The following is a 12,457-nucleotide window of genomic DNA, read 5'->3' on the forward strand; positions in this document are numbered from 1 at the left end:
TATAGTGATGAGTTATTTAAGTTGAAACAGAACCTCGCGACCGTATTTAATTAAGAAAATACAAAGCACTAAGTTGTTAACAATTTCATACATACATATCCATTTTTGGGCTACTCTATGAAAAATAGTATTTTGAAAAGAGGCTTTTTTTATGAAACATATCATTATGCTGTTGGTACTTATCATGATAAATGGTAGGTATAAGACGTGGAGAAGACTTCCAGAAAACCTACCAACTCTTATATACGTAGCCTTTATTAATTTGATTTATTATTTTGTTTCCCAGAAAAAGAAAGTGTGGGAATTTCGGTCAAATGATTTGTCATTAAAGAAAGTTAGGTTTATTCAAAGTTTCCTTGCTACGCCATTAATAACTTTATTATATCTTTCCGGAGTTCCGTATAGCTTAGGAAAATCGAAGGTTATGCATTTTCTACTGTATACTGGTGTTTCCACGTTTTTCGAATGGTTGGCAAACAAGAAACTTAAAATGATCTCTTTTTATAATGGTTGGAATATACAATGGTCACTTCTTATTTATATACAGTTATTTTTGTTTGCACATTTATATAAGAAGTATCCAATGATTATCTGGCTGATGACGATACTGTCTATTGATCAATATGTGCGCCTGTTTAGCATTCCTATACAGCAAGAGATGTTTCGGCCGAGTGAAATAAAAGATTTTTTAGAAAATACTTATTATTAACAATAATTTCTGGGTGTCCTTTCGTGAGAAAAATAAAACGTATGTCCAGTACTTATTAGGGAGCAGACTTTTCAGTTTGTTCCTATTTTGCGACAATCTTTTTAGTTGGGGACAAAAGATATTTATGTTGATCAAATTGTAAAATGAAGAAACTAGACTACTGTGAGGGGGAGTAATGTGTTTAAGCCATCAGCTGAAATTAATAAAGAACTAAATAAACAATATGATTTTATTGTAAGGCCAATAGTAGAGTGGTCGAGATTTGGTCTGAGAATATAGTCTTTAGTAGCGGGTGGTGGGTATCAATATTCTTGGTACTAGACCCTTGGATATGGTGGCTTATCTTTCGAAAAAAGGATAGTACCCAACGACTTTTATTAGGTGGAATTTGGGCAATGTTTATTGCCACATGGCTGAATTATATAGGGGTAACAATGGGCTTGTGGAGATATAATGTTAAGACAATTCCAGTCATACCTGACTTTTTAGCTTGGGATTTTTCATTAATGCCAGTATATATTATGACAATTATCCAGATAAAACCAAATATAGGTCCCATCCCAAAATCATTATTTTTCGCTACCACTACAGCTTTTGGCGCTGAACCACTTTTCGACTGGCTTGGATTTTTTGATTACCCAAATTGGCATTATATCGCTTCGTTTCCTTTTTATATAGTAATATTTCTAATTGCTCATAATTTAGTGTATGGGAAGCAATTTAATGAAATAAGCTAACAAAGATACATAAATTAAGGTGCCTGGCACCCTCCGTGGACAAATTAATCAAATAGTCCATCTAGTGAGGACGAGTTATAAATAGCATTGAGGAGCAGCTGTTCAGTTTGCTTCTTTTTTGTTGTTATCTTTGTCTTTCCTCATAATTTTGAACATTCTGTGAAAATTCAGACTTAAATACGCTGATGTTTGAATACAATATTCATAGCTAAGTAAGTATGCCAAGAGACGAAGGAACAGGTAGGACAAGGTACCTGTCCCCTTGTCCGATGAGGGGAGGAAATACTTATGGGAAAAAGCAAACACCAAGGTCCGATATCGATTTCAAAAATGCCTACGCCACGGCATTGGGTAAGTCCTATTCCATTCGGTTTAGGCAAAGTAAAGCCTAAACATATTCGGGATGCTGTGAAAGTGGTCTGGGAGAATAAAGATAATTTACATTATGCCTCTAATATCCTGACAAAAGGTGTGTGCGACGGCTGCGCGTTAGGTGTTTCGGGTCTGCAGGATCAAACGCTTAAGGGTGCACACATGTGTACGACGCGATTAAATGTTTTACGTTTAAATACAATGCCAGCGATGAAACAGGAGATTGTTCACGCTGATATTGATGAATTGAAAAAATATAGCAGTGCAGAGCTCAGGCAATTAGGACGGATCCCATACCCTTTAATTCGTCGAAAGGGAGAAAGGAAATTTTCTCGCATTAGCTGGGACGATGCGATGGATATGATTGCAGCAAAAATAAAATCATTAGATCCAGAACAGTATGCATTCTATTTAACTTCAAGAGGAATTACCAATGAATCATACTATGTCGCTGGGAAAGTCGCACGATTTCTAGGAACAAATAATATTGATAATGCCTCGCGCATTTGTCACTCGCCTTCAAAAACAGGGTTAGTCCGTTCAATTGGAGTTGGGGCAAGTACGGCCAATTACCAAGACTGGATTGGAACAGATGTCCTATTGTTCTGGGGAAGTGTTGCCTCGAATAGTTCACCAGTTTCTACGAAATATATGTTGGCTGCCAAGAAGAAGGGGACGAAAATCATTGTCGTAAACCCTTATAAAGAGCCAGCGATGGAAAAATATTGGGTTCCATCTAACCTAGAATCTGCGTTATTCGGTACGAAGGTTGCCGATGATTTTTACCAAGTAAACATCGGTGGCGATATTGCCTTTATGCATGGGATTATGAAGCATTGGTTTGAGCTGGAAGAAAAAGCTCATGGTTCAGCGATTAACCATCATTTTGTTCAGAAACATGTAAAACATTATGATGAGTTAAAAGCTCACGTCAACAAACAATCATGGGATGAAATAGTAAAATCATCCGGTATTTCAAAAGAAAGAATTGGAGAGTTATCAGAGCTTTTAGCCCGTAGTAAAAATGCCGTGTTTGCCTGGGCTCTAGGATTAACGATGCATTCATTTGCGACGGATAACATTTCACAAGTCGCAAACCTAGCTCTTTTAAGAGGATTTATTGGTCGGAAAAATAATGGTCTCATGCCTTTTAGAGGTCATTCGAGCGTGCAGGGTACGAGTGAAATGGGTTGTGACCCATTTGTTTTACCAGGTGGTGGCTGGGATGAAAAAAATGTGAAACGGATTGAAGCGCTATGGAAGTTTAATCTTCCGAAATGGCAAGGTGATATTTTAGGAGTTTCTCTTGAAAATGCACTTTTACCTAATGATCATGCTAGAAAGTTAAAGCTCTACTACATGAGTGGTGGTAACTTCTTAGAAACGATGCCTAATCCAGTTTTTGTAGAGAAAGCTTTATCACAGCTAGATATTCGTGTTCACCAAGACATTATTTTTAATACATCGACGTTAGTAGATGCAAAAGAAGCTGTGATCGTCCTTCCAGCAAAAACACGCTATGAACAAGAAGGTGGCGGAACCTCTACGTCAACGGAACGGATGGTTTATTACTCACCAGAAATTGAGGGGAATAAACAGGCAGTGAAAGAGGCACGAGCAGAGTGGAAAATATATATTGATTTAGCAAAACGTGTAAAGCCAGATTTTGCTAGTCTGATAGATTTTAAGGACGGTCAAGCGATTCGTGATGAAATTGCTAATGCAAATCCAAATTATGATGGTGTTCAATACCTGAAAAAGCAAGGAGATGTGTTTCAGTGGGGTGGGGCATGGTTATGTGAGGATGGGATTTTTCCTACTCCGGATGAAAAAGCAAACTTACTTTCAATCGAAATTCCTAAGTTGAAAAAATCCGAAGGTCAATTTTATGTGATGACGCGACGGGGCAAGCAATTTAATTCGATGATCTATAACAAGATTGATCCTTTTAACGGGACAGAACGCTATGATGTATTGCTGAATGAAAAAGATGCAAATGAATTGAACATTATCAATGGTGAACCAATAGTCGTCTACAATGAGCATGGTACATTCCAAGGGAAAGCGCATTTTGCTGAGATTATTAGGGGGAATATTGGACTTCATTTTCCAGAAGGGAACTTCTTAATTCCTAAAGGGATTTATGATGGTCCGTCCGGTATCCCTCAATATAGTGTTGCCGTGAAAGTTGAAAAAGCAGAACGTTTTCATGCCAGAAAAGATGTGAATTACTTAGAAAAACGGATTGAAGATCTTGAAACAGAGGTTAGCTAAAGGAGGCTTTTCTCCATGATGGAAAGTCGAAAAATTAGGAAATTCAATGGTCATACGTTTGAAGAAGTCGACGACGTGATCGCCATCGAGTATCCATTAACGATCGTTGTCGACGGGGAAGAGTTTGCGACAATGGTATGTACCCCTGACCATTTAGATGAATTAGTGATTGGTTTTTTAGCTTCAGAAGGAGTCATTCGTTTAATTGAAGATATAGAGGCTTTATCGATTGATGAAGATCGCGGTTTTGCTTATGTGGAGTTAGTACAAAAGCAGACCTTTAGCAAAGACTTTTATTCAAAACGATTTATTGGCGCATGCTGCGGGAAAAGTAGACAATTTTACCTTCATAACGATGTGAAAACAGCGAAAACGTTTATGAAGAATATTGAAGTTTCCGTCTCGCATTGCTTTGCCTTAATGAAAAAAATGCAAGAGGAATCCACAGACTTTCAACTAACTGGCGGACTTCATAATGGATCTCTTTGTACGAACAATCAAATCTTGCTATCAAGATCTGATATAGGAAGACATAATGTGTTAGATAAAATACACGGATACTGTTTAAAAAATAAAGTTTCGATCACTGACAAAATGATTGCCTTTAGCGGAAGAATTTCATCTGAAGTTTTGTTAAAGGTTTCAAAAATCGGAGTGGGCATTATTCTGTCAAAGTCGGCCCCAACAACATTAGCAATTAATCTAGCGAATGACTTAGGCATTACCGCTATTGGGTTTGTCCGTGGACAAAGTTTAAATGTTTATAGTCATCCAGAGAGGATTGTTTTGTAGAGAGGGGACGGAAGGACAGGTTCATTGTATTATATTATCCTGGTGCCTTTTCCCTGGCACCGTTCGTGGACAAATCAGTCGATTAGTCCACTTGGTAAGGACATTTCAAAAAACCTTCTAGGAGCAAAGGTGGGTGCCTACCCAGTCCGAACGTATCGGGGGTCAGGCACCTTAATTTTAATAAAGGGGGGTGTAAAGCTTAGTAATAAGGGTAGTAAGGATATGGTTGTGGGAAAATGTATGGCAATAATGCTAAAGTGGCTAACGCTGGAAAAGGATATACTTGGCGTCGGAAACGTCTAAATCTTCTTCTAGGACGTCCATAGCCATAATCATAACCATACCCATAATATTGACGTTCATTCTCACGTTGCTCTGGTTCATCCATAACATCCTCGCCAACAAGCACGGTAACTCCATCCTGACCTACATTTTCAATAATCCCATCAAATGTACTCCCATCTGCAATTGTAAAAGAACAGTGATAATTTAAATATTTATGACAGAGTTGCGGTAACTGCTGTGAGTAACTGTAATTATGTCTATCCATTAAAGACTCACTCCTTTCAAGGTCATGATATTCACCCATTGAAAAAAGGTACCTATCGGTAAACAGTTTTTTTTATTAGACAACATAGGTAAATGCCAGAGCCCTGGTCCGGGACATCTTCACCGTTTCTGGGGCCATCCACCAATTACATTTTAATAGGGCCCATCATTTCCCTCCAATTTAGGTGCCTATTTAGCTGTTTCAGGAATTTACTATGTGTTTTTTAAGTAATTTTGGTTTACGTAGAATTGGAGGTTCGTGTGGTGTTTTATAAATAATATGAGCATTTAGATATAAATACTCGTTTTAAAATTGGTTATAAAGAATTTATATTTTATTTTATTTTATTGGTATAGTTTTGTGGATTATACTCACATATAGTAAATAGTATTTGATATATTCATTTAGAAGTAATATCCATTTCGCTGATTTTTTTGTTGTTTTCTTTTTCCATTGAGACAGAGGGACATCCTTGCCGATTTTAACTGTGGAAACATTCGCTAAGCATCTAACAAGAAAATTAATTTTATTGGGTGTAAGTAATCTACAACCAGAGGGAATATTAAGCTCGATAAAGGAGGGATAAATCTATGCAACCATTAACAACAAAAGAGTTAGAATACATTGTCGATAGTATGTCAAACGAAGATTTGTTAATTAAGCAATGTGTAGCAATCATTGGAAGTACTCAAAATCAAAATGTTAAGCAAGTATGCCAAACAATGGTAAATCAACATCAACAGCATTATCAACAGCTAATGAACGTAATGCAGCAACATCAATCCATGGGAACTAGTCAGACTCAGTAGAAAGGAGAGATTATCATGCAACAACAGCAAATGAATCAACCATCGAATCAACAAATGCAACATATGCCAATATTACAAGATCCGGACATCGTGTATTCTTATTTAGCTGATTTAAAGCGAACAGCTAGAGAATATACGACTGCTGTGACAGAGTCTAATTGTCCTGAAGTCCGTCAGCAATTTGAACAGCTTTTACAAAGTTGCCTTCAAATGCAAGGCCAAGTTTATCAACTTATGTCTCAACAAGGTTGGTACAACACTTCATCTTCAGTGCAAAGCCAAGAGATTATGAAACAAATAACAACTTATCAACAAACCCAACAAAAAACACAGCAGTTAGTTCAAAAATTCGTTCAATAGTTGGTGTAGACACCCTTAGTTATTAAATAAATCATTTGTCAGTCTTGAAAAAAATTTAAAGATAGGAGGAACAGACTGTTCGGTTTGTTCCTTCTTTGTTGTCTGTAGGATAGAGGGACAGGAACATTGTCTAGACTTCAGCTTTCCTCCATGGTGTGAGTGAGACAAGGGACCTGTCCCCTTGTCTATAACTGCCAGTAATCTCCTGAATTAGGAAATGCTGAGTTTGACGGTCGATTAGATTAACATTAAAATTAAATTTATGTACAAAATGTGAAGACACAAAGCCACGGGTCTATGATGATAAGAGTTATGATAGCCTGGCTGCTGGAGACGATGATCAAATACTCCTTCATACAAGGAGTATTTTTTTTACTAAGATAAATGATTGTCGTTTTTAGAAATGTTCAACTTAGTTAGGAGGATAAAAGTTTGAAAGAACTTGATTACCAAGCAAATTCTAATGAGCAAAAAGTTCAACCTAACGTTGAGCAAGACCTCATCAATCAAATTTTATTTGAACAAAATCCTGATTTAATAGCTCATGTTAACTTACAAGGTAAGTTTGTTCATGTCAATAAATCGTTTGAATACGGCCTGGGATATTCCAAAGAAGAATTACTGGGAAATGATTTTAGTAGACTAGTACACCCTGATGATATTGAAAAGGTATGGCAGCAGTTTGAGATTGGTGTAAAGGGAATAGCTAAAGATTATGACATTGTTCTAGTTCATAAAAACAAAGAACTCATCTACGGATTTATCACTTGTCTTCCAATTAGTATTAATTCCAAAGTTGTAGGAATTATAGCCATAGTGAAGAATGTTTCGGATAAAGTAGCAACACAAAAACTGTTACAAAGTTCTGAAATGAAATATCGAAGTATTGTAGAAAACTCTAATTTAGGCGTATTTATTTCCGTAGAAGGATCCTTGGTATTTACGAATTATCAGTTAAATGACTTGTTGGGTTATGAGCAACTGATTCATACCTCTCTATGGAGTTACGTAGTGTTAGAGGATCGTACCGCCATTCTAAACCAAGTGAAACAATTAGAAATAGGACAGTCGGAAAAAAACATTTATGCAAAAGCTGTCCATCTAGATGGTTCTCTTTTAGATGTAGAATTGCATGTGTCAAAGATTATCTATGAAGGGCAATCTGCCATACTCGGAACTGTCATGGACATAACCGAAAAGAAAAAACTATATGAGCTTAACGAATATTTTGCCTATCATGATCCATTAACGGACCTACCTAATCGCAGAATGTTTGAAAAAGAACTTCAAAATCAATTGCTGCTAGCAACCAACAGTCGAAATTCATTTGCGCTTATTGCGTTAGATTTGGATCGTTTTAAATATATTAATGACTCTTTAGGACATGAAGCTGGTAGTGCGGTATTACGAATGGTGACAGATCGATGGAAGCAAATAATACCAAAAAACAGTTTCCTGGCTCGAGTAGGGGGAGACGAATTCTTTTTAATTGTTCCTGGGGCAAATGATACCATTCAAGAAGTAGCAATATCCTTACTTACAACGCTACATGAACCTTTTCAATACAATCATTATGAGTTTACAGTAACGACAAGTGTTGGGATTACGTTCTATCCATATCATGGGACGAATGCTAACTCTCTTATTAAAAATGCGGATGCCGCCTTGTATTATGCAAAGGAAAATGGCAAAAATAATTATCAAATTTTCACACAATCCATGAATGAAAAGACAGAGAAGAATTTTCGGTTAGAAAATGAACTTCGACAAGCTTTACGCTATCAGGAATTTGAGGTCTTCTATCAACCTAGAGTAGATACAGAAGGAAAACTTATTAGTGCAGAGGCTTTACTTCGCTGGAAGCATAAGGAAAGAGGATTTGTTCCACCAAGTGATTTTATTCCGATAGCGGAAGAAACAGGATTGATCATTCCGATAGGTAACCTAGTCCTTAATAAAGTCTGTCAATATATCGTGGAGCTAAAAAGGCAGGGGTATCCGGTAGTACCGATATCCGTTAACATATCAGCAAAACAATTTATGCAAGTAGAATTTATCAGGGAGATTGAGAGTATTCTACATCAAACTGAAGTTGACACTAGGTATTTAGAGTTTGAAATTACAGAAACATTGCTAATTCTTGATGAAAATCGAGCACGCGACACTCTTTCTGATATCCAACAACTCGGTATCCGCGTATCTTTGGATGACTTTGGAACAGGTTATTCATCGTTAGGATATCTAACACAGTTCAGCCATTTAATTTCTGCGATTAAGATTGATCGATCATTTTTCTTTCAGTTCAATGAGAAAAATAAGCAAATTGTAAAAATGATCATTCGTTTAGCACAGGAATTACATTTACGCGTTGTCGCTGAGGGTATTGAAAAATCAGCCCAGCTAAATTTTCTTAAAAATGAAGATTGTCACGAAATTCAAGGATATTTATTTAGCCCGCCTGTACCTAGCAATCATTTTCTTGATTTTGTAGTCATAGGACATATAAGCACTAATAGTGAGTCAACAGGGTAAAAGAGAGTTATGAAAAAGTGAACTAGGATGAGGAGCAAACTGTCAGTTTGCTCCTCTATTTGTTGTTGTGTGAAACAGAGGATAGGTAGGAACCTTGTCTTAGCCTCAGCTTTCCTCCATGGTGTGAGTGAGACAAGGGACCTGTCCCCTTGTCTTTTCCCCTTGTCTTTTAGTTTATTGATTTATTTGCTAACACAATTCTATAAAGTATAATAAAGAGAAATATAGAAAAAGGGAGAACTCTTGTCATTTTCACAAAAGTCACCAGCCCGTCTATAGTTGAAAAAGATTAAGTTAAATAGTAAGTCGAACTTCTTAACAGGAGGAGAACTATGAAGATTTATGTGGATGCAGATGCTTGTCCGGTGAAAGATATTATTATTTCTGAAGCAAGGAATCTTGAAATTCCGGTTATCCTTGTGACAAGCTTTTCTCATTTTTCTAATGCAGAACAGCCATCAGGAGTGGAAACCATTTATGTTGATTCTGGAGCAGATGCTGCCGATTATCGGATTGTGAAGTTAGTGGAAAAAGGGGATATTATCGTGACGCAAGATTATGGACTTGCTTCGCTTGGTTTAGCAAAAGGGGTTATCGTCCTCCACCATAAAGGATTTAGATATACAAATGATAATATTGACCAATTATTACAAACTCGTTATTTAAGTGCAATGGCTAGAAAAGGCGGACAGCGAACGAAGGGACCAAAGCCTTTTACTGCAGAAGACCGGGACCAATTTAGGAAGCTTTTTAAACAGGCAATTTCTCTTGCAAATTAGGCTAATTAAGAAATTCAGAAAGGGGATAAATATTTTGAAGTATATAAAATCGCAAATGCAACAACTAATTAAGGAAAACAAAGAGCTGCATACACGCTTTAAAGAACTGAAGGTTGAGCATGATCTCGAAAAAAACAATGCACTCAAGGCCTTGTACCATTCAGAAGTTGCGGATGGTGGAAAGTATCAGGCCGCTTACCAAGCACTTGATCAGTACAAAAAGTAGAAGCTAATATCTTATTTGTACCTGGATGGTGAAGTAGGTTGCTGCAAAGCACAACGATACTACTCGGCGAAAATGTTATTCCACAACTAGGTAAATTTCGGAGAACTAAAGTCTAATTCCTCAGATAGAAAAGAGGGGTTAGGCTTTTTTGCTTTAATACCGCTGGAGCAGTCGGGGGCAGACTACACTTTAACGTTCCTATACATAAGGATGGTCTTGAACAATGGCTAAAAAGTATTCTATCGAATGAAAGGCTTTATTGAGTTTATTAAATCTCCTGGACAAACGATTAACTTGCAATATTCATTCGGTGGGGGAACATATCTACCTATCAACTTGAATCTTCCTAAAACGCTTGTCATTATAGGGAACCAATAGACTTTAGAAGAACATCTTCTCAGAGCTTGGAGAAATAAATAAAATATAATTTGGGGTTGGCACAGTGATAGTGCCAAGGAACATGTCCACTGTTCTACTACTAATTTATCATATTTTAATAGATAATCATAATCATTACTATTTATATTGACATTATAGAAAGCTATCGTATATAGTAAATCTTGCAAACAATAATCATTACGTTTAGTAGTTATCTCTTAAGGAAAATTATTTTTTGAATGGAATACTAAACTATAAATCGTAATAATTCTAGTTATGTAGAATTATTATGAAGATTACTATTTTTATTTTACTAAAGAATATTAATTAAGGAGAATACACACATGCTTAAAAAAGTTGTACTGTTTATGATTTTCACCATATTTTTTGCTGTGGCTGTCGGCTGCAGTAGTGACAGTGGAGCAAAAACTTCAGGGGGGAATGAGGAAAAGTCCTTAACGTTGTTGTATAGTTTCGCTTCTAAAACCATTGATCCGCACCAAGATGCTATGGGGGTTCGGTCAGGTATTTCCGAAACGTTAGTGAGAATTGATGGAGATTTGAATATCCAACCATGGTTAGCAAAATCTTGGGAGCAAACGGACGAGAGAACGTGGACATTTACACTAAGAGACGGGATAACTTTCCACGATGGATCATCCGTTACTGGGGAAACAGTAAAAGCATCCTTTGAAAGATTATTAGACGTTAATACGGCTATTGCATCTAATTTAAAAATTGAGTCAATTGAAGCAAATGGACAAGAAATTACGTTTGTTACGTCACAAGAGCATCCTGCTTTTATCTCGGAACTTGTACATACGCATACTTCCGTAATAAAGGTAGACGCTGAAAATATTAGTGAGAAGCCAATTGGAACAGGACCTTTTAAGGTCATTAATTTCACGACAGAAGCAGAAATCAACCTTGAAAGATACGAAGGATATTGGGACGGAGCGGCTAACTTAGATAAGGTGACAGTTAAATTTAACACCGACGGAAATGTTCGTGCTATGGCGCTTCAATCTGGAGAGGTGGATATTGCCTACCATCTACCACCAGAAGCATTAAGTCCTATTGAAAATCATAAAAACCTTAGGGTAGAGTCAGTTTCTAGCTTACGTGTTCATTTTCTACTTTATAATGCTCAAAGTCCTTTGTTACAAGATTTAAAGGTACGAAAAGCATTGGATTTACTTGTGAACCGTCCTGTGTCTGTATCGGAAATTATGAATGGTCATGGCACTGCGGCCCACGGACCATTCCATCCTGACTTTGCTTTTGCAGGGGAAAATCAACTCGAAGGGTATAATCCGGAAAAAGCAGAAGCATTACTTAAAGAGGCAGGTTATGAGAGAAATGAAGCTGGTAAACTAGCAAAGGATGGAGAAACACTAACGCTTACCTTAGCAACTTATCAGGGAAGACCAGAAATTCCACTTATGGCCCAGTATTTCCAAGGAGAAGCTGCTAATTTAGGAATTGACGTGAACATCGTTACCATCGAAAGTATCGATAGTTATTTATGGGAGCAACAGGATAAGTGGGATATTGTTACCTATTCCAATTTGACTGCTCCACGTGGTGATGGGGGTTATTTCTTCAATGTTGCCTATCTACCAGAAGGGTCATTGAACCCAGGGCAAATAAACATACCTGAGCTAAATGAATTAACAAAAACGCTTAATGTTACATCTGATCCGGATCAACGTGTAGCCCTTAAGAAGAAGGCTGTTAGCATGATTCAACAAGAAGTTCCACAGTCGTTTATATTACACCCTCATATCATTGTTGGAGTAAATGAAAGAGTGAAGAACTGGAGTCCTGGTTCAGAAGAGTATTACTTTATTACGAATAAAATGGATGTAGAATAAGGAAAAAAGTGAAAGTATCGTCTAACGATGCTTTCACTTTTCCTGTGTTTTATACAGAAAGCAGG

Annotated in this window: 11 protein-coding genes and 1 riboswitch; of the genes, 10 read left to right on the forward strand and 1 reads right to left on the reverse strand. The window is 37.0% G+C overall.

Annotated elements, in window-relative coordinates:
- Nucleotides 1-151: 151 nt before the first annotated feature.
- The 4 genes from DS745_RS21170 (at nt 152) to fdhD (ending at nt 4,884) form a co-directional block, all read left to right on the forward strand.
- The gene (locus tag DS745_RS21170; protein ID WP_129080249.1) at nt 152-709 is read left to right on the forward strand and encodes a CBO0543 family protein; all 558 of its coding nucleotides are present in this window, start codon (nt 152-154) and stop codon (nt 707-709) included.
- A 311-nt stretch (nt 710-1,020) separates the two neighbouring features.
- Nucleotides 1,021-1,446, forward strand: coding sequence for a CBO0543 family protein (locus DS745_RS21175; protein WP_129080250.1), 426 nt, complete (start codon nt 1,021-1,023; stop codon nt 1,444-1,446).
- A gap of 288 nt (nt 1,447-1,734) precedes the next feature.
- On the forward strand, nt 1,735-4,092 hold the full coding sequence (locus tag DS745_RS21180; protein ID WP_129080251.1) for an FdhF/YdeP family oxidoreductase: 2,358 nt from the start codon (nt 1,735-1,737) through the stop codon (nt 4,090-4,092).
- A gap of 18 nt (nt 4,093-4,110) precedes the next feature.
- A complete protein-coding gene (fdhD, locus tag DS745_RS21185; protein ID WP_129080705.1) occupies nt 4,111-4,884 on the forward strand; it encodes a formate dehydrogenase accessory sulfurtransferase FdhD in 774 nt (257 codons plus the stop codon).
- Nucleotides 4,885-5,083: 199 nt separating this feature from the next.
- On the opposite strand, the gene DS745_RS21190 is transcribed toward fdhD, so the two are convergent.
- Nucleotides 5,084-5,434, reverse strand: coding sequence for a hypothetical protein (locus DS745_RS21190; protein ID WP_129080252.1), 351 nt, complete (start codon nt 5,432-5,434; stop codon nt 5,084-5,086).
- Nucleotides 5,435-6,024: 590 nt separating this feature from the next.
- Between DS745_RS21190 and DS745_RS21195 the strand changes: the two genes are divergently transcribed.
- From DS745_RS21195 to nikA, 6 genes are all read left to right on the forward strand, one after another.
- Nucleotides 6,025-6,243, forward strand: coding sequence for a hypothetical protein (locus tag DS745_RS21195; RefSeq protein WP_129080253.1), 219 nt, complete (start codon nt 6,025-6,027; stop codon nt 6,241-6,243).
- Nucleotides 6,244-6,258: 15 nt separating this feature from the next.
- Nucleotides 6,259-6,603, forward strand: coding sequence for a spore coat protein (locus tag DS745_RS21200; protein WP_241657893.1), 345 nt, complete (start codon nt 6,259-6,261; stop codon nt 6,601-6,603).
- Between the two features lie 243 nt (nt 6,604-6,846).
- Nucleotides 6,847-6,935: riboswitch (cyclic di-GMP riboswitch) on the forward strand.
- Nucleotides 6,936-7,035: 100 nt separating this feature from the next.
- A complete protein-coding gene (locus tag DS745_RS21205; RefSeq protein WP_129080254.1) occupies nt 7,036-9,135 on the forward strand; it encodes a sensor domain-containing protein in 2,100 nt (699 codons plus the stop codon).
- 332 nt (nt 9,136-9,467) lie between these two features.
- Nucleotides 9,468-9,914 carry a YaiI/YqxD family protein gene (locus DS745_RS21210; RefSeq protein WP_129080255.1) on the forward strand — a complete coding sequence of 149 codons (447 nt, stop codon included), beginning with the start codon at nt 9,468-9,470 and terminating at the stop codon, nt 9,912-9,914.
- 34 nt (nt 9,915-9,948) lie between these two features.
- Entirely contained in the window at nt 9,949-10,140 is a 192-nt protein-coding gene (locus DS745_RS21215) for a hypothetical protein (protein WP_129080256.1), read from the forward strand.
- A gap of 722 nt (nt 10,141-10,862) precedes the next feature.
- Nucleotides 10,863-12,392, forward strand: a complete 1,530-nt coding sequence (gene nikA / locus DS745_RS21220) for a nickel ABC transporter substrate-binding protein (RefSeq protein WP_129080257.1) — start codon at nt 10,863-10,865, stop codon at nt 12,390-12,392.
- Nucleotides 12,393-12,457 lie beyond the last annotated feature (65 nt).

The sequence above is a fragment of the Anaerobacillus alkaliphilus genome, assembly GCF_004116265.1.
GTDB lineage: Bacteria > Bacillota > Bacilli > Bacillales > Anaerobacillaceae > Anaerobacillus > Anaerobacillus alkaliphilus.

Coding starts and splice junctions, on each gene's coding strand:
- DS745_RS21170 (WP_129080249.1), top strand. CDS start 152: ATGAAACATATCATTATGCTGTTGGTACTTATCATGATAAATGGTAGG.
- DS745_RS21180 (WP_129080251.1), top strand. CDS start 1,735: ATGGGAAAAAGCAAACACCAAGGTCCGATATCGATTTCAAAAATGCCT.
- fdhD (WP_129080705.1), top strand. CDS start 4,111: ATGGAAAGTCGAAAAATTAGGAAATTCAATGGTCATACGTTTGAAGAA.
- DS745_RS21190 (WP_129080252.1), bottom strand. CDS start 5,434: ATGGATAGACATAATTACAGTTACTCACAGCAGTTACCGCAACTCTGT.
- DS745_RS21195 (WP_129080253.1), top strand. CDS start 6,025: ATGCAACCATTAACAACAAAAGAGTTAGAATACATTGTCGATAGTATG.
- DS745_RS21200 (WP_241657893.1), top strand. CDS start 6,259: ATGCAACAACAGCAAATGAATCAACCATCGAATCAACAAATGCAACAT.
- DS745_RS21210 (WP_129080255.1), top strand. CDS start 9,468: ATGAAGATTTATGTGGATGCAGATGCTTGTCCGGTGAAAGATATTATT.
- nikA (WP_129080257.1), top strand. CDS start 10,863: ATGCTTAAAAAAGTTGTACTGTTTATGATTTTCACCATATTTTTTGCT.